The organism is Streptomyces sp. NBC_01352 (assembly GCF_036237295.1).
Taxonomy (GTDB): domain Bacteria; phylum Actinomycetota; class Actinomycetes; order Streptomycetales; family Streptomycetaceae; genus Streptomyces; species Streptomyces plumbiresistens.
In genome coordinates this window covers 5,971,953-5,989,381 of the sequence record NZ_CP108354.1, presented here as the reverse complement: position 1 = coordinate 5,989,381, position 17,429 = coordinate 5,971,953, and the positions used below count along the sequence as shown (strand labels likewise).

Genomic DNA, 17,429 nt, shown 5'->3' with positions numbered 1-17,429 from the left:
GGCCATTGGGTCGGGCGTAAGGCCGGGGCTCCCGGTGTGCGACCAGGGGGTCCGGCGTACCACCGGGGCTCCCGCATGAGAACCCAACGCCTCCGGCGTTCCCGCCACCCCGCCCCCCGGTCGGCCGATAGGTTGCCCGCGTGATTCTCACGCCCCTTCCCCTCGGCCCCGACCACGACCTCCCGGGCCCGCTGCTCACCGAACTCACCGCGCTCTACGCCGCCAACCGTGCCTTCCACGCCCTCAGCGGCGACTTCCCGGACCCGGACGACATCCGTCCGGAGCAGGTGGCGGCCGCGCTGGCCGAGGAGGCGGCGAATCCGGGGACCGAGGTGCTGCTGGCCCACAGCGAGGGGCGGCTGGTCGGGATCGCGATCACCCTCGACCGGCACCCCGACCCGGCCGACCCGGACCCGTGGATCGGCCTGCTGATGGTGGCGGCGGACGTCCAACGCCGGGGACACGGGCGCCGGTTGGCCGCACTCATCGAGGACCGGTTCCGATCCGCGGGCCGCACCGCCGTACGCCTGGCCGTCCTCGACACCAACCCCCAGGGCCTCGCCTTCTGGACGGCCCTCGGCTACGAGGTGATCGACCACCGCGCGGACCGCGAACGCGGCCGCCCGTGCGCGGTCCTGCGCAAGCCGCTGCGCGTCCAGCGCCCCGCGGCCCGGATCGCCGTACTGGACCCCGACGGCTCGGTCTTCCTCTTCCGCTACGACAGCGACGAGTTCGGCTTCCACTGGGCCCTCCCCGGCGGCGGCCTGGAGCCGGGCGAGAGCCTCCGCGAGGGCGCCCTGCGCGAACTCGCCGAGGAGACCGGCTGGACCGACCTCGAACCGGGCCCCCTGCTGTGCACCTGGGAGCACGACTTCACACGGTCCGGCATCCCCGTCCGACAGCACGACCACATCTACGTCACCCACGGCCCCCACCGCCCCCCGACCGGCCCCGACCTGACCACCCTGCGGGCCGAGGAGGGCATCCTCGCCTGGCGCTGGTGGACCCGGCAGGAGCTCGCCGAGGCCCCGGAGCCGGTGTGGCCGCCGGACCTGGCGCGGCTGCTGGACGAGTTGGGTCAGCCGGGAACACACGCTTCGACGGGCCGGTGAGCGGCCCCCTTGTGTGGCTCAGCCGAGGCTCAGGCGTCGAGCCGGACGGCGGCCGGTGACGTGCTCGGCTCGTCGCGGTCCCAGCGCAGGGCGAGGATCGTGGCCGGAACCGCCGTCAGCGCCCAGATGACCACCGTCATCACCACGCCCGTCCAGGCGTCCCAGACACTGCCTGCGAAGAACGCCACGACGAGCGGCGCCGCCACCACGGCCGCGCACTTGAACGGGCCGAACGGGACCCGGGCGGCGAAGGGGCGGCCGGCGGCGGTGCGGCGGGCCCGCCGGGCTGTGCCGAACGCGGCGATGAAGGCCAGGACCGCCAGCCAGACACCGGCCAGCGAGAGTCCGACGAACATGGTGGGGTTCTCGTCGGGCAGCCCGGGGAGCGTCTCGCTGACGCCGTCGTGGCCGACGGCGACCAGGACGTACCGCCAGGTGGTGACGTCCACCTCGTCCCCCGGCTTGACGAGCTCCGACAACTCGCTGTGCCTGTCGACGTCGATCGGCTGATCGGCGGGCGCCGGAACCGGGGGCCGCAGCCGCACGCGGAAGACCCTCACCTTGTCGCTCTTGACTTCCTCGGCGGAGAGAACCGTCCCGCGGATCGTGCGCAGGCAGTCCGCCGTGCCGCCCCCTGCCCCTTCCCCGCTGTCGCACGGCTGCGCGTCCAGGAACGCCTTCTCGTCGGCGACCAGCCCGGGGACGGCGATGCTCGCGGCCGCTGAGCCCCCCAGCAGCACCAGTCCGAGCAGCGCCCACGCCACCACGCGCGGCCACGCCTTCCCGGACCGATCCATCCCCGCCCGCTCCCCCGTGCGCACCGCCATCTCCCTGCCCCCTTCACTCCGGGAGTATTGAGCCACATTCCTCCGATCACCCGGCAGGCCGGAGTACGGCAGTGTCATGCCCGCGCCTGATTGCCGGGATCCGGCAATTCCGGCCAGGACGCGGCACTCCGCCGCCCGGTCGGCGGTTTGCAGGTGCCGGTCGGCAGTCGGCGGTCGGCGGTCGGCTTCAGACGTGCGCCGGCTTGCCGTTCCCGTACAGCCAGTCCGCCCAGATCCCGTCGAAGTCCTTGCCGGGCGCCAGCTTCTCCACGTACGCCGTGAAGTCGGCCGTATCCGCGTTCCCGTGGCGGTGCGCGGCGGCCCAGCCGCGGAGGAGGGCGCGGAAGGTGCCGTCGCCGACCGCCTGCCGTACCTTGTGCAGCACCATCGCGCCGCGCTGGTAGACGGGGCTGTCGGAGAGGTGCGCGGCGCTCGTCGGTTTCGCGGGCGGGAAGGACCAGAGGTCCTCGTAGGTCCGCTCGCCGTGGTCGTACAGCGCGTCGAAGGTCTCCTGGGCGCTGTCGCCGCCGTGCTCCTCCTGCCACAGCCACTCCGCGTACGTAGCGAAGCCCTCGTTGAGCCACATGTCCCGCCAGGTCTTCGGCGTCACCGAGTTGCCGTACCACTGGTGGGCGAGTTCGTGGACGAGGAGCCCGGTGTCGGGCACGCCGGGGAACACGGGCCGGTTCTGGGTCTCCAGGGCGTAGCCGGCGTCGCCGTCGCGGTCGACGATCGCGCCGGTGGAGGAGAACGGGTACGGCCCGAAGGTGTCCGCGGCCCACTCGATGATCCCGGGGATCCCGGACAGCACCTTCCGGCTCGCCCCGGCCAGGCTCGGGTCGACCGCGACGTACACGGGCAGGCCGTCGGGGGTGGTGGAGCGGCGGATGTCGTAGTCACCGACGGCGACCGTGGCGACGTGACTCGCCATGGGTTCGGCGGTGCGCCAGGTGAACGCCGTACGCCCCCCGGCGCTCCGCTCGCTCACCAACTCGCCGTTGGACACCGCCCGCAGCCCCTTCGGCACGCTCACCGTGACCTCGTACGACGCCTTGTCGGAGGGGTGATGGTTGCCCGGGAACCACGCCATCGACCCCGTCGGCTCCCCGAGGGCGAGCGCCCCGTCCGCGGTGCGCAGCCAGCCCTCCTCGGAGCCGTCCGGGTCGGTGATCGTCTCCGGGGTGCCGGAGTAGCGGACGGTCACTCGGAAGGTCTCGCCCTCGTCGAGACCGTCGCGCGGGCGTACGGTCAGCTCCTGCCCGGCGCGGCTCCAGCGGGCGCCCTGCCCGTCCACCGTGACCCCGTCGACGTCGAGCCCCTCGAGGTCGAGGTCGAAGGCGGAGAGGTCCTGGGTGGCGCGAGCGCTGATCGTCGCCGTGCCGGTGAGGTGGTCGGTGTCGGTGTCGGTGTCGTGGGCGAGGTCCAGGTCGTAGTGCGTGACGTCGTAGCCGCCGTTGCCCGCCTCGGGGAAGTACGGGTCGCCCACACCGGGCGCGCCGGGGCTGCCGTGCTCCGCCTCGCCGCCCCCGCCGCACGCGGTCAGGGCGAGGGCGAGGAGAAGGGACGTGCAGGTCGGGGCAAGCAGTGCGGATCGGGACACGCCGGTGATCCTATGAGGACACGCGTGACACCATCACGTACGTGCTCGACATCGGCTACGCCCTCTCCAACCGCTTCCCGGACCCCCCGCAGACCGACTACCGCCGCGCGGACGTCCGTGCCCTGCGCCACGACCTGTTCTGCGGGGACGTCTACCTCGCCGACACCAAGGCGGACCGGGAGCTGTCCACAGCCTGGGGATGGGTTCCGGTGCTCGACTTCGCGTGGGCCCTGTGCGACATCGTCGAGCACATCGACCGCGACCCGGCGGGCTCCCGAGCCGCCCGCCCTCAGCGCGCGGAACTCGACTTCACCGAGTCCACCGACCGCATGCTCTTCGAGCGCCGCTTCGGCTGGGTGGACATCGAGGCCGACTGGATGCCGCCCGAGGAGCCCCCGCTGAGCTTCTCCCACTCCGAACTCCGCAAGGAGGCCCGGGACTTCCTGCACGACCTGATCGCCGACCTCGTCGACCTGCACGACGACCTGGGCGAGAACCCGGCGATCTGGACACTGCAGGCACGGTTTCCCAGGGTGGGATGAGCCCTACCGTGCCTTCCCAGGGTGAGCTCCCGGGATGAGCCGCCGCCCCCTCACCCCTCCACCCGAATCCCCATCTCCGCCGCCAGCACCGCCGCCAGATCCATCAGCTGCGCCGGGCTGATCACCGCACCCGCCAGCCGGTCCACCCCGCGCGCGATCTCCAGCGAAGCGGCCCCACGCAGGTCGACGTCCTTCAGGGTGGCCGCGCTCAGATCGACGCCCTTCAGCTCGCAGTCCACGAACTCGACCCGCTCCAGCCGGGCGCCCCCGAAGTCCGGCTCGACCAGGACGCAGCCCTGGAAGACGACGTCCTTGAGGCGGGCCGTGCGCAGGTTCAGGTAGTCGATCTTGCCGCCGCGGATCAGGACACGCTCCAGGACGGCTCCGTGCAACTGCACCCCGCCGAGCCGGGCGTCCACCAGCTCGACGTCACGCAGGGTCGACTCCGCCAGGTCGGTGCCCACACCCCGGATGCCGGTGAGGACCGAGTCGAGGAAGCGGGCGTGGTGCAGCCGGGTCTCGTCCAGCGCGCACCCCGTCAGCACGCAGTCCATGAAGCGGGCGCCCCGCCCGTCCTGCCCGGCGAAGTCCGTCTGCGCGAACTCCAGCCCGTCGTAGTCCCCGTCCGGCTCCAACCCCCTGCCCCCGTACGGCTCCAGCGGCGGCAGCCGCACCTCCGGCCGCCGCGCCGCCTTCACCCGGGCTGCCCCGCCGATCCCACTGGTCCCACCAGTCCCGCCCACCGCTCTCCTCGCCATGCCCCCATGCTGCACCCCGCCACTGACAATCGCCCTGACCTGCACAGATTCCGCCGATGTCACATCCCGGGTCCCTCCATCAGTCGTACTCACAGATCAGAACAGCGCCCCGACCGAGGGAGACCCGAACCATGCACCGCATCACCGTCATCGGCGGCGGCTTCGCCGGACTCACCGCCGCCGTCACCGCCGCCGAGGCGGGCGCCAAGGTCACCATGTACGAAGCCCACCACACCCTCGGTGGGCGGGCCCGGACCGCCGAGGGACCGTACAAGACGAACGAAGGCCCGCACGCCCTCTACAACGGCGGCCCGCACTGGGTCTGGCTCCGGCAGCGCGACCTCATCGGCCCGCTCGCCCCGATCCCGCCCCTGGAGGCCGCCCGGCTGCGGCTGCGCCACAAGGGCGTCCTGCGCCGCACCCCGCCCTTCGCGATGCTCAAGCTGCTGCGCCCGGGCGCCCGGCAGGCCCCCGTCGACGTCGACTTCATGACCTGGGCGACCGAGCAGGCCGGCGAGGAGGGCGCCCGCGCCGCCGCGCACTACTCCGCCGTGGCCCTCTTCCACCACGACCCCGGCTCCCTGTCCGCCGCGTTCGTGCAGGAACGCCTGCGCCGCGCCACCAAGCTTCCGCCCGAGGCCCACTACCCGCGCGGCGGCTGGGCCACCGTCATCGACCGGATGGCCGCCCGGGCCTGGAATCTGGGCGTCCGGATGGAGACGCTGTCCCGGGTCGACACCCTGCCCACCGACACCCCGGTGGTGGTCGCCACCTCACTCGACGCCGCCCGCCGCCTCCTCGCCGACGACTCGCTGACCTGGTCCGGCGGCCGTACCGCCCTCATCGACCTCGCCGTACGCACCCGGCGCGGCGACGCCTTCGCCGTCTCCGACCTCGACGCCCCTGGCTGGCTCGAACGGTTCACCGCCCAGGACCGCTCCCTCGCCCCCGCCGGCGAGCAGCTCATCCAGGGACAGATCCCGATCGCCCCGCACGAGACGAAGGCCGACGGCATCGCCCGCGCCGAGCAGCTCCTCGACCTCGCCTTCGAGGGCTGGCGCGGGCGCGTCACCTGGCGGCGCGAGGCCGTCGCGAACGGCCGTACCGGCGCCGTCGACCTGCCCGGAACCAGCTGGCGCGACCGGCCCGCCGTCGACCGCGGCGACGGTGTCTACCTCGCCGGCGACCAGGTCGCCGCCCCCGGCGTCCTGTCCGAGGTCTCCTTCAACAGCGCCCTGACCGCGGTCTCGCTCGCCCTCGGCCGGAAGGCCCTTGACCTCAAGCAAGCTTGAGGTTGAAGAGTGGGCCCCTGACAACAGCACGACAGCGCGAACGAACCACAGAACCACAGCGCGCCAACAACCGATGGGGGGCCCACATGCACGCCATCCGCCTGCACGCCTTCGGCCCGGCCGACAACCTCACCTACGAGCAGACCGACGACCCCCGGCCCGGCCCCGGCCAGGTCCGCATCGCCGTAGCGGCGGCCGGGGTCCACCTCCTCGACACCGCCCTGCGCGAGGGCATGCAGGGCCCCCTCCCCGAGCCGCCCGCCCTGCCCACCGTCCCCGGCCGCGAGGTCGCCGGCGTCGTCGAGTCCCTCGGCGAGGGCGTCGCCGCGCTGTGGCTCGGCAAGCAGGTGGTCGCCCACCTCGGCTTCGCCCCCGGCGGCTACGCCGAACTCGCCGTCACCGACGTCGAACGCGTCCACGAGATCCCCGCGAACCTGGACTTCGCACAGGCCGTCGCGATGATCGGCACGGGCCGTACGACGATGGGGATCCTGCAGTTCGCCGAGCTCGGCCCCGACTCGGTCGCCGTCGTCCCGGCCGCCGCCGGTGGCATCGGCACCCTCCTCGTCCAGTACGCCAAGCACGCAGGCGCCACCGTCATCGGCCTCGCCGGCGGCCCCGAGAAGACCGCCCTCGTCCAGGCGAACGGCGCCGACCTCGCCGTCGACTACAAGGACCCGTCCTGGCCGGACAAGATCCGCGCCTACCTCGGCGGACGGACCGCCACCGTCGTCTTCGACGGCGTCGGCGGCGACATCGCCCGCGAGACCGTCGCCCTCCTCGGCCCCGGCGGCAAGCACATCGTCTTCGGCTGGTCCGCAGAAGGCATCCACGACGGCAGTCCCTACCTCGTCGACGGCGTCTCCGAGCAGGTCCTCGGCCCCGTGATGATGCGGAAGACCGGCGGCCCCAACCCCGTACGCACCCTCGAACTGCGCGCCCTCACCCAGGCAGCCGAAGGCCGCCTCACCCCCGCCGTACAACGCTTCCCGCTCGCCGAGGCCGCCGCCGCACACCGGGCCCTGGAAACCCGCCGGACCACCGGAAAGGTGGTTCTCGAACCATGACGTCCGCAGATGCGACCGGCCGCGATCCATGGTCTTCTGGCCGGATGAGCGCCACCTCGACAGGTGATCAGGCGGACGCCGACCCACGCCGCTGGTGGGGCCTGGTGGTCATCGCCCTCGCACAGCTGATGGTCGTCCTCGACGCGACCATCGTGAACATCGCGCTCCCTTCCGCACAGCGCGACCTCGGCATCTCCGACGGCGACCGCCAATGGGTCATCACCGCCTACACGCTCGCCTTCGGCGGCCTCCTCCTGCTCGGCGGCCGCATCGCCGACCTGGTCGGCCGCAAACGCACCTTCGTCATCGGCCTCGTGGGCTTCGCCGCCGCCTCCGCACTCGGCGGCGCCGCCACCGGCTCCGGCATGCTCTTCGGCGCCCGCGCCCTCCAGGGCGCCTTCGCCGCCGTACTGGCCCCCTCCGCGCTCTCCCTGCTGACGACGACCTTCACCGACCCCAAGGAACGCGGAAAGGCCTTCGGCATCTACGGTGCCCTGGCCGGCAGCGGCGCCGCGATCGGCTTCATCGTCGGCGGCCTGCTCACCGAGTACCTGAACTGGCGCTGGTGCCTCTACGTGAACATCCCCGTCGCCGTCGTCGCCGTCATCGGCGCCCTCGTCCTCCTCCACGACCGCCCCCGGCACCCGGGCGCCCGCCTGGACGTCCCCGGCGTCCTGCTCGGCTGCGGCGGCCTCGTCGCCATCGTCTACGGCTTCAGCGAGGCGGAACCCCGGGGCTGGACCGACGCCCTCGTCCTCACGTTCTTCGCCGCCGGAGTCGTACTCCTCACGACGTTCGTGTGGTGGCAGACCCGCGCCCGCACGCCCCTGCTGCCCCTCCACATCCTCAAGGACCGCAACCGCGCCGGCTGCTTCCTCACCATGGGCCTCGCCGTCATCGGCATGTTCGGCCTGTTCCTCTTCATGACCTACTACCTCCAGGTCGTCCTCGCCTACTCCCCCGTGCAGACCGGCCTGGCCTTCCTCCCCCTCACCGCCTCGATCATCATCGGCTCCACCCAGATCTCGGCCCGCCTGATCAACCGCGTACCGCCCCGAGCGCTCATGGCCCCCGGCATGCTCCTCGCCTCGGCCGGCATGGTGATCCTCACCCGGATGACGGTGGACAGCGCCTACGCCACCGAGATCCTCCCCGCCCTGATCCTCATGGGCCTCGGCATGGGCCTCACCTTCATGCCGGTCTTCTCCACCGCCACCGCGGGCGTCGCCCCCCAGGACTCCGGCGTCACCTCGGCCACCCTCAACACCGCACAACAGGTGGGCGGCTCCATCGGCACGGCCCTGCTCAACACCATCGCCACGACCAGCAGCACCGCCTACCTCACCGCCCACCTCACCGACCCCGGCGGCCGCGCCCAGACCGCCAAGGAGGCCGTCGTCCACGGCTACACGGTCGCCATCTGGTGGGCCGCCGCCATCATGCTGCTGGCCGGCCTGATCGCGGCCCTGATGGTCACCGCCAAGCCCTCCAGGCACGGCACCCCGGCACACACGCCGGTACCGGAATCGGTGGCCTGAACAATTCGCATGAGGCGCATCACGCCCGCCGGTAGGGTCCGCAGCGTGATCGATGTCCCGGACGAACTGGCCGCCTCACAGGAGGAGTTCAACGGAGAGGCGGGCCGCGCGTTCATCGCCGGGCTGCCGGACCTGACGGCCGAGTTCCTGGAACGCTGGGAACTGACGCTCGACGGACGGCCGATGCACGGGGTCGCCGCCCTGGTCCTGCCGGTCGTCCGCGCGGACGACACCCGGGCCGTACTGAAACTCCAGCTCCTCGACGAGGAGAGCGAGGGCGAACCGGTCGCCCTGCGCGTCTGGGACGGCGACCGGGCCGTACGGCTCCTCGACCACGACGAGACGACCGGCACCATGCTCCTGGAACGCCTCGACGCCACCCGCATGCTGTCCCACCTGGGCGACACCCGCGAGGCCGTCCTGGTCATCGCCCGCCTCCTGGCCCACCTCACCTCCGTACCGGCCCCACCGGGCATGCGCCGCCTCGGCGACATCGCACAGGCCATGCTCGACCGGGCCCCCCGGGCCCTGAACCACGTCCCGGACCAGGAAACCCGCCGCCTGGTCACCGACTGCGCGGCCGCCGTACGCGAAGTGGCCGACGACCCCGGCGACCGCCTCCTCCACTGGGACCTCCACGACGAGAACGTCCTCGCCTCCGACCGCGCCCCCTGGCTCGCCATCGACCCCAAACCCCTCGCCGGCGACCCCGGCTTCGAACTCTGGCCCGCCCTCGCCAACCGCTTCGACGCCGACGAGATCCGCTGGCGCTTCGACGCCATGACCGACGTACTCGCCCTCGACCGGGCACGCGCGCGTGCCTGGACCCTCGGCCGACTCCTCCAGAACACCCTCTGGGACGTCGAGGACGGCCGCCCACCGGACCCTCAACAACTGGAAATCGCCAGGCGCCTGAGAAACCACCCGGGCTAGCCTCCCCCCCATGATCCGCGCCGCGACCCCCGCCGACATCCCCGCCATCCACACCTTCGTCCGTGAACTCGCCGAGTACGAACAGGCACCGCACGAGGCCAAGGCGACCCCGGACCAACTCCACGAGGCCCTCTTCGGCGAACGCCCGGCCGCCTACGCCCACATCGCCACCGACGACACGACCGGCGAACCGGTCGGCTTCGCCCTGTGGTTCCTGAACTTCTCCACCTGGCGCGGCGTCCACGGCATCTACCTCGAAGACCTCTACGTCCGCCCCACCGCCCGAGGCGGCGGCCACGGCAAGGCCCTGCTCACCGAGCTGGCACGGATCTGCGTCGAGCGCGGCTACGAACGCCTGGAGTGGTCGGTCCTGAACTGGAACGCACCGTCGATCGCGTTCTACGAGGCCCTGGGCGCCCGCCCGCAGGACGAGTGGACGGTGTACCGGCTGACGGACGGGGCGCTGCGGACGCTGGGGTCGACGGCATGAAGAAGCCCAGGACAGACACGGTCTGACCTGGGCTTTTCTCGCTCGGGAGCCCCCTGTCGGATTCGAACCGACGACCTACGCATTACAAGTGCGTTGCTCTGGCCAACTGAGCTAAGGAGGCCTGCACGCGGGTCACGCGTTTACGTGCCCGTGCAGTGTACCCAGGCCACAGGGTGCCCCTCTCGAAAATTTCGGCGAAGTTCACACTCCCCCAGGTACTGACAGAAGACGTGAACGCCAGGTACCGTCCTGACCCAGTTCACCTGCGTGGACTACACCACCCCGGCACCGCCCGGGGCGGCTCACCACCTTCCTACAACGGATCGTCCGGCACGTTCCTGCCGGTAGAAGGGGGCCCTTCACCATGGCCACTGTCTCGTTCGACAAGGCGACCCGGATCTACCCGGGTTCCACCAAGCCCGCCGTCGACGCTCTCGAGATCGACATCGAGGACGGGGAATTCCTCGTCCTGGTCGGTCCGTCGGGTTGCGGCAAGTCCACCTCGCTCCGGATGCTCGCGGGGCTCGAGGACGTGAACGGCGGTTCCATCCGCATCGGCGAGCGTGACGTCACCCACCTGCCGCCGAAGGACCGGGACATCGCCATGGTGTTCCAGAACTACGCGCTGTACCCGCACATGTCGGTCGCCGACAACATGGGCTTCGCGCTCAAGATCGCCGGCGTGAACAAGGCGGAGATCCGGCAGAAGGTCGAGGAGGCCGCGAAGATCCTCGACCTCACCGAGTACCTGGACCGCAAGCCGAAGGCGCTCTCCGGTGGTCAGCGTCAGCGTGTGGCCATGGGTCGCGCGATCGTGCGTGAGCCGCAGGTGTTCCTCATGGACGAGCCGCTGTCCAACCTGGACGCCAAGCTCCGTGTGTCCACGCGTACGCAGATCGCCTCGCTGCAGCGCCGTCTCGGCATCACCACCGTCTACGTCACCCACGACCAGGTCGAGGCCATGACGATGGGCGACCGGGTCGCCGTGCTGAAGGACGGTCTGCTCCAGCAGGTCGACTCGCCCCGGAACATGTACGACCGGCCCGCGAACCTCTTCGTCGCCGGCTTCATCGGCTCCCCGGCGATGAACCTCGTCGAGGTCCCGATCACCGACGGCGGTGTGAAGTTCGGCAACAGTGTCGTCCCGGTCAGCCGTGACGCCCTGTCGGCCGCCGCCGACAAGGGTGACACCACGGTCACCGTCGGTGTGCGTCCCGAGCACTTCGACATCGTCGAGCACGGCGGCAGCGCCGCCGCGTCCCTGTCGAAGGACACCGAGGACGCTCCGGCCGGTCTCGCGGTCTCCGTGAACGTCGTCGAGGAGCTCGGCGCCGACGGCTACGTCTACGGCAGCGCCAAGGTCGGCGACGACCTCAAGGACCTGGTCGTCCGCGTCAGCGGCCGCGCGGTCCCGGACAAGGGCGCCACGCTGCACGTCGTGCCGCGGCCGGGCGAGATCCACGTGTTCTCGACCTCCACGGGCGAGCGCCTCACCGACTGAGGCGAAAAGAGCGAACAACCCGGGTGAATTCACCCGCGTTGACGAGAAGGGCCCCGCAGCCTGCTGCGGGGCCCTTCTCGCTGTCGACAAATACCCCGGCAGACCGGTCATTTCGAGCAGTGTGCGTCAACCCGCTACCCAAAAGAAGGCACCACTTCATCCCCCGAACCGGTGACTAAATGTCGCCAAATCATCACCCCGCGCTACCCTCACACGCGTGAAGCACTCCACTAACCAACAGACGCGACGCGGCCGGGGCCCCGCCCGCCGGATCGGCCGCACCCTCGCCCTCGTCCTGCCCGTCGTCCTGGTGCTCTCCGGGACCCTCGCGGTCACCCGAGTCAACTGGTCGGGGAATCCCGCGAACTCGGTGCTCACCGCGTCGGACGCCACACTGTCGGACGCCAAGGCGCCCGCCGCCCGCACTCCGCAGGACGTGCTGCGCGACCAGCTCCTGACCGAACTCCAGGAGCGGAACCCGGGCGTCGCGCTCACGCACCTCCAGGAGGCGGTCAACGGCCGTCCGTCGCTGGCGAAGCACTGCGTGTCCATCGCGCGTGCCCTGGGCCGTGCCGCGGTCCGTGTGTACGGGCCCACGCGGGCGCAGTCCTACGCCCGCCCGGTCTGCGACACGTCCTTCGCCACGGGCGTGGCGGCGGCGCACAGCTGAGCAGGGTCCAACGGGGGGGAGGGTGGTAACGGCAGATTAACGAACGGTTGCGGGCCCTGGCCGCGGGCGGGACGCAACATACAGTTCGGTTCATGAGCGATCCGAACGCCGCGTCCCGCCCTGTTCAAGCCGTCATTCTGGCCGGCGGTCAGGGCTCCCGGCTGCGTCCCTACACGGACGACCGGCCCAAGCCGATGGTCGAGATCCCCGGTACGGGGACTCCGATCATCGGCCATCAGCTCGTCTGGCTGGCGGAGGAGGGCGTGACGGACGTGGTGGTCAGTTGCGGCCATCTCGCCGACGTCCTGCAGAAGTGGCTGGAGAGCGCCGATCTTCCGGTGAACGTCAAGACGGTCGTCGAGACGGAGCCGCTGGGGCGTGGTGGCGGTCTGAAGTACGCCGCCGCGCACCTTCCGCACCCGGACCGGGCCTGGTACGCCACCAACGGCGACATCTGGACCCGTTTCTCGCTGCGTGACATGGCGGACTTCCACACCGAGCGCGACGCGGTGGCGACCATCGCGCTGGCCCGCCCGCGTATTCCGTGGGGCGCGGTGCAGACGGACGGCTTCGGGCACGTCACGGACTTCATCGAGTCCCCGCCGACGACGTACGAGATCAATGCGGGACTGTATGTCTTCTCGCCGGAGTTCGCCGGGCTGCTGCCCGAGCGCGGCGATCACGAGCGGACGACGTTTCCTCACCTTGCGCGTGAGCGGCGGTTGGCCGGCTTCCCGATTCCGCAGGGTTCGTATTGGCGTGCCATCGACACGGCCAAGGATCTGACGGAGGCCGCGAAGGAACTGGCGGCGCTGGGGCGTTAGGGCGCGCGCCCGCCGCTTCGGCGGGGTCCGGCCACCCGGACGCGGTCGCCGGGGACAGGGCGTACTCGTCCCGCGGCAGCCGCGCCCACCTGCACAGGCGCGGCATGGCCTCGCCTGGACCTGAGCCGCGACCCGCGCAGGCCTTCGAGGGGCGTGGCCCGCTGCCGCCCGGGGAGCGGGGATCGTGCGCCGCCGGCGCGGGGCCGGCCCGCGGGCTCAGACGAGGGCGGCGACGAGCAGGGTGAAGGCGGCGATGATGACGGCGACGCGGACGTAGTGCCAGCGGTCCCAGCGCTTCACCTGCTCCTTCCAGTCGGCCGGCCGGCTGCCGGTGGTCCACGTCTTGACCCGGTTGTTGATCGGGACGAGCACCACGATCGACATGAGCACGCTGACGATCAGCAGCGCGGCGGCGGTCACGACGAGGCCGGTGCCGTCGTCGTCCCATCCGGCGACGGCCCAGACCCCGACGAGGACGAGCGAGCCGATGTACCAGAACGGCATCACGGCGCCGCCCAGTCGGGCCCCGTGGACGCGGGCGCGCAGGCCGTTGTCGCCGGGGAGTGCGTTGAGGATCGGGTTGCTGAAGCAGGGGACGGAGAACTCCACCCCCACCATCACGCCGACGACCACGATGGTGACGACCTCGAGTGCATTGAGCATGATGACCCCTCCAGGGATCTAGCGCTGCTAGATGATGACGCAACGCTAGCCCTTCTGGCGCTCGATTGTCTAGCGGTGCTAGCATCGAGTCATGTCGGTACAGGAACGCAAGCAGCGTGAACGGGTCAGCCGCGAGCGCCTCATCGTGGCCACGGCCCGCGAACTCGCCGAGCAGCAGGGCTGGGACGCGGTCACCACCCGGCGGCTCGCCGAACGCATCGAATACAGCCAGCCCGTCCTCTACAGCCACTTCCGCGGCAAGCGCGAGATCATCGGCGCCGTCGCTCTGCAGGGCGCTTCCGAGATGGCCGTGGCGATGCGGGCCGCGACCGCCGCCGCCGACGGCCCCCGCGCCCGGGTCACCGCGCTGGCCCGTGCCTACCTCGCCTTCGCCGAACGCCATCCGGCGGTCTACGACGCCCTGTTCCAGCTCGACGGCGGCCTGGCGTACGCGCAGGAGGACACCCCGGAACCGTTGAAGGACGCCTTCGCCGCGCTGCTGGAGTGCCTCAGCGAGGTCGCCGGGGACGGCGTGCGCCCGGAGCTGTTCACCGAGACGTTCTGGGCGTCCCTGCACGGACTGGCCACCCTGACCCGAGCGGGACGGCTCCCGCCGGAGGACACCGAGCAGAGGGTGAAACTGCTGGTGGACCGGCTCTCCGTGGTCTGACGCACCGTCCCGGGGCACGCGGCCGAGGTCCTCGGGTGTACGACGAACGGGAGTCCCCCCATACGACGAAGGAGCCCCGCACTTCAGCAGTGCGGGGCCCTTCGTCGTATGGGCCAGGATGTTCAGCCGGCAGGCGTGCCCAGGATTCCGCCCACCGGCTCCGTTACCCCAACAGGCCGCCCACCAGGCCCGGCTGGGAGGACGAGCCTCCACTGCTGGAGCCGCCTGACGAGCCACCGCTGGCGCTGCCGCCGGAGGTGGGGCCGGAGGTGGTGCTGGGGGCCTGCTGGGCCGGGGAGGACTGCTGGGGCGGGGCCTGGCCCTCGGTGCCCTGGGTCTGGCTGGGCGAGCCGCCGGTGGCGGTGCCGGTGTCGCGGGTGGCGCCCGGGGTGGCGGTGGTGCCGGCGGTGGGACTGGCCGTGGCGCCCTGGGTGGGGGTGCTGGAGGCCGAGGGCGTCTTCTTCTTCGGCCGCTCGGCGGGGTCCTGCGGGAGCGGGGAGCCGGGCAGTTCGTTGCGGGGGGCCTCGCCGGGGCCGGGGACGACGACGCGGTCGGCGTCGCGGACCGCTCCGCCGAGCAGTGAGCCGATGAGCAGCGTGAGGCCGGCGACGATGGCGGTGATGAGAGCGCCGCGGCGCAGAACGTAGCGGCGCAGCTCCCAGAGGTCGGCGCGGGGGCCGAGGCGGCGCCAGGCGCTGCCGGCGAGGCGGCCGTCGATGGAGTAGACGGGGGCGCCGGCGATGATCAGCGGGGACCAGGCGGCGAGGTAGATGATGTCGGGGGTGTCGTAGGCGGGGACGCTCTTCCAGCTGACGGTGACGAGGAGCGCGGCGGACAGCCCGGCGCCGACGATCGCGCCGACGCGCTGCCAGCAGCCCAGGATCGTGAGGACGCCCACGATGACCTGGAGGAAGGCGATGACGAGGCCGGCGCCGACGGGGTGCTGGAGGGCGAACTGCCGCAGCGGCTCGGCGACTTCCCAGGGGTGCAGGGTGTTGAGCCACTTGACCATGGAGCCGCGTTCGCCGCCGTCGAAGTAGACGGGGTCGCAGAGCTTGCCCATGCCGGCGTAGATGGAGATGAAGCCGAGGAAGATGCGCAGGGGGAGCAGGACGACGCCGAGGTTCATGCGGCGGCCCGGGTAGTAGGCGTGCCGGGCGGGGTCGTCGCCGTGGCGCTTGGCGGAGCGGGTGTGGTCGGTGCCGCTGCCGCTGTCGCTGTCGTCGTAGTCGTCGAACTGCTCGCCGGTGTAGGCGGGTTCGTCGTCGACGCTGCCCACGGTGCGCATGTTCGGCAGGAGTCGGGTGCCGTCGCCGTCGTGGGTGCGCTGGGCGCCGACGACCGGGGTTTCGACGGTCTGGGTGAGGTCGTCGTAGCCGTCGTCGGCGTAACGGCCGTCGCTGTAGCCGCCGTTGACGTCCACGCGGGGGATGACCTGGGTGGCTCCGGCGTCGGCGGAGGGGGCCGGTGCGTCGCCGTGGCGGACGCTGCCGCCCCGTACAGCCTGGAGGAGGCGGTGGGCGCCGGTGTCGTCGGGGTCGGACTTGCCGCTCCAGACGACGGGCCGGCGGCGGGCGCCCGCGTTCGCGCCGGGTCTGCCGGCCGCGGCGCCGACGACGGGCATCCGGGCGGTGTCCTCGGCGGCGCTCAAGTGCCGTGCGATCCGCGAGGATTGGGTGCGCCGCGTCGACGCGCCCAACTGCACGCGAAAGCTCACATGATTGACGATGATCTGCGCCGGATCGCTCGGCACCTTCACCATGCTCAGCGCGGGAGCGTCGTCGAAGCCCGACGGGCCGTCCCCCGTGGGTGTGCGGGGTGTTCTGGTGTCCACACTCATCTAACCGAGTGACATGTGCTTAGGACACTGCTTTGACTGGGCGGATCTGTCCGGACCCCGTCAAGGTTGTCCTCGACGCCAGGAACACCCCATGTGGGTGACTTGGTCGAACAACCGCTCAGGCGCGGCGTCGTGCCGTCTCGTAGAGCACGATGCCCGCCGCCACACCGGCGTTGAGCGACTCGGCGCCGCCCGGCATCGGGATCCGCACCCGGTGGTCGCAGGTCTCGCCGACCAGTCGGGACAGTCCCTTGCCCTCGCTGCCGACGACGATGACGACGGGCCCCGACAGGGCTTCCAGGTCACCGATTTCCGACTCGCCTTCGGCGGCGAGGCCGACGACGGTGATGCCGGCCTTCTTGTACGCCTCCAGGGCGCGCGTCAGGTTGGTGGCGCGGGCGACGGGCGTACGGGCGGCCGTACCGGCGGACGACTTCCAGGCGCCGGCGGTCATGCCGGCCGCGCGCCGCTCGGGGACGACGACGCCGTGGCCGCCGAAGGCGGAGACGGACCGGACGACGGCGCCGAGGTTGCGCGGGTCGGTGACGCCGTCCAGGGCGACGATGAGGGGGTCCTCGCCGTTGTCGTAGGCGGCGGCCGCGAGGTCCTCGGGGTGCGCGTACTCGTAGGGCGGGACCTGGAGGACGAGGCCCTGGTGGTTGAGGCCGTTGGTCATGCGGTCGAGCTCGGGGCGGGGGGCCTCCATCAGGTGGATGCCGCCGCGCTCCGCGGCGAGCTGGAGCGCCTCGCGGACCCGCTCGTCGTTGTCGATGAACTGCTGGACGTAGAGGGTCGTCGCGGGCACGCCGTCGCGCAGTGCCTCGAAGACGGGGTTGCGGCCGACGACCATCTCCGAGGTGCCCTTGCCGCCGCGGCCACGGGCCGTGGGACGGCGTACCGCCTGCTTCGCCTTGGCGCCCGCGACACGGTTCTTCTTGTGTCCCTTGCGCATCTCGGCGGGCGGGGTCGGGCCCTTGCCTTCGAGACCCCTGCGTCGCTGGCCGCCACTGCCGACCTGCGCGCCCTTCTTGCCGGACATGCGGCGGTTGTTGGCTGCCATGACCTACCTGTCTGTTCTCAGCTTCTGTTCGCTGCTTCTGTT

The 17,429-nt window shown here is 71.7% G+C and carries 17 protein-coding genes and 1 tRNA gene; 11 read left to right on the top strand and 7 right to left on the bottom strand.

The features are described 5' to 3' along the window. Nucleotides 1-140 precede the first annotated feature (140 nt). A complete protein-coding gene (locus OG252_RS27960; RefSeq protein WP_329339524.1) occupies nt 141-1,112 on the top strand; it encodes a bifunctional GNAT family N-acetyltransferase/NUDIX hydrolase in 972 nt (323 codons plus the stop codon). A 29-nt stretch (nt 1,113-1,141) separates the two neighbouring features. Here OG252_RS27960 and OG252_RS27955 read toward each other — a convergent pair whose 3' ends face one another. After that, a complete protein-coding gene (locus OG252_RS27955) occupies nt 1,142-1,939 on the bottom strand; it encodes a hypothetical protein (protein ID WP_329339522.1) in 798 nt (265 codons plus the stop codon). A gap of 187 nt (nt 1,940-2,126) precedes the next feature. Further along, on the bottom strand, nt 2,127-3,539 hold the full coding sequence (locus OG252_RS27950) for a M1 family metallopeptidase (RefSeq protein ID WP_329339520.1): 1,413 nt from the start codon (nt 3,537-3,539) through the stop codon (nt 2,127-2,129). Nucleotides 3,540-3,580: 41 nt separating this feature from the next. Here OG252_RS27950 and OG252_RS27945 point away from each other — a divergent pair, with 41 nt between their 5' ends. Next, the gene (locus OG252_RS27945; RefSeq protein WP_266437546.1) at nt 3,581-4,081 is read left to right on the top strand and encodes a hypothetical protein; all 501 of its coding nucleotides are present in this window, start codon (nt 3,581-3,583) and stop codon (nt 4,079-4,081) included. Between the two features lie 50 nt (nt 4,082-4,131). Here the strand turns inward: OG252_RS27945 and OG252_RS27940 are convergent, their stop codons facing one another. Further along, nucleotides 4,132-4,839, bottom strand: coding sequence for a pentapeptide repeat-containing protein (locus tag OG252_RS27940; protein WP_266437543.1), 708 nt, complete (start codon nt 4,837-4,839; stop codon nt 4,132-4,134). 131 nt (nt 4,840-4,970) lie between these two features. On the opposite strand from OG252_RS27940, the gene OG252_RS27935 reads away from it, so the two are divergent. The 5 genes from OG252_RS27935 to OG252_RS27915 all read left to right on the top strand — a co-directional run bounded on the left by OG252_RS27935 (nt 4,971) and on the right by OG252_RS27915 (nt 10,159). Further along, on the top strand, nt 4,971-6,131 hold the full coding sequence (locus tag OG252_RS27935; RefSeq protein ID WP_329339516.1) for an NAD(P)-binding protein: 1,161 nt from the start codon (nt 4,971-4,973) through the stop codon (nt 6,129-6,131). 86 nt (nt 6,132-6,217) lie between these two features. Next, nucleotides 6,218-7,198 carry a zinc-binding dehydrogenase gene (locus OG252_RS27930; RefSeq protein WP_329339514.1) on the top strand — a complete coding sequence of 327 codons (981 nt, stop codon included), beginning with the start codon at nt 6,218-6,220 and terminating at the stop codon, nt 7,196-7,198. A gap of 44 nt (nt 7,199-7,242) precedes the next feature. Next, a complete protein-coding gene (locus tag OG252_RS27925) occupies nt 7,243-8,736 on the top strand; it encodes an MFS transporter (protein ID WP_329339512.1) in 1,494 nt (497 codons plus the stop codon). A 9-nt stretch (nt 8,737-8,745) separates the two neighbouring features. Continuing rightward, nucleotides 8,746-9,669, top strand: coding sequence for an aminoglycoside phosphotransferase family protein (locus OG252_RS27920; RefSeq protein ID WP_443068433.1), 924 nt, complete (start codon nt 8,746-8,748; stop codon nt 9,667-9,669). A gap of 10 nt (nt 9,670-9,679) precedes the next feature. Then, nucleotides 9,680-10,159 carry a GNAT family N-acetyltransferase gene (locus OG252_RS27915; protein WP_329339508.1) on the top strand — a complete coding sequence of 160 codons (480 nt, stop codon included), beginning with the start codon at nt 9,680-9,682 and terminating at the stop codon, nt 10,157-10,159. Between the two features lie 47 nt (nt 10,160-10,206). Here OG252_RS27915 and OG252_RS27910 read toward each other — a convergent pair. Continuing rightward, nucleotides 10,207-10,280 (bottom strand) — tRNA-Thr (locus tag OG252_RS27910). Between the two features lie 243 nt (nt 10,281-10,523). On the opposite strand from OG252_RS27910, the gene OG252_RS27905 reads away from it, so the two are divergent. From OG252_RS27905 to OG252_RS27895, 3 genes are all read left to right on the top strand, one after another. Beyond that, on the top strand, nt 10,524-11,660 hold the full coding sequence (locus OG252_RS27905; protein ID WP_266437527.1) for an ABC transporter ATP-binding protein: 1,137 nt from the start codon (nt 10,524-10,526) through the stop codon (nt 11,658-11,660). Between the two features lie 217 nt (nt 11,661-11,877). Next, nucleotides 11,878-12,330, top strand: coding sequence for a hypothetical protein (locus OG252_RS27900; RefSeq protein ID WP_266437524.1), 453 nt, complete (start codon nt 11,878-11,880; stop codon nt 12,328-12,330). 92 nt (nt 12,331-12,422) lie between these two features. After that, nucleotides 12,423-13,154, top strand: coding sequence for a nucleotidyltransferase family protein (locus OG252_RS27895; RefSeq protein WP_266437521.1), 732 nt, complete (start codon nt 12,423-12,425; stop codon nt 13,152-13,154). Between the two features lie 216 nt (nt 13,155-13,370). Here OG252_RS27895 and OG252_RS27890 read toward each other — a convergent pair whose 3' ends face one another. Then, complete coding sequence (locus OG252_RS27890; protein ID WP_329339505.1) at nt 13,371-13,817, bottom strand: DUF1772 domain-containing protein; 447 nt, start codon at nt 13,815-13,817, stop codon at nt 13,371-13,373. A 91-nt stretch (nt 13,818-13,908) separates the two neighbouring features. On the opposite strand from OG252_RS27890, the gene OG252_RS27885 reads away from it, so the two are divergent. Next, complete coding sequence (locus OG252_RS27885; protein ID WP_266437515.1) at nt 13,909-14,487, top strand: TetR/AcrR family transcriptional regulator; 579 nt, start codon at nt 13,909-13,911, stop codon at nt 14,485-14,487. Nucleotides 14,488-14,650: 163 nt separating this feature from the next. On the opposite strand, the gene OG252_RS27880 is transcribed toward OG252_RS27885, so the two are convergent. Beyond that, entirely contained in the window at nt 14,651-16,327 is a 1,677-nt protein-coding gene (locus tag OG252_RS27880; RefSeq protein ID WP_266437512.1) for a DoxX family protein, read from the bottom strand. 118 nt (nt 16,328-16,445) lie between these two features. After that, nucleotides 16,446-17,387 (bottom strand): 23S rRNA (guanosine(2251)-2'-O)-methyltransferase RlmB, encoded by a 942-nt coding sequence (gene rlmB / locus OG252_RS27875; RefSeq protein WP_266437509.1) that lies wholly within the window; start codon nt 17,385-17,387, stop codon nt 16,446-16,448. Nucleotides 17,388-17,429 lie beyond the last annotated feature (42 nt).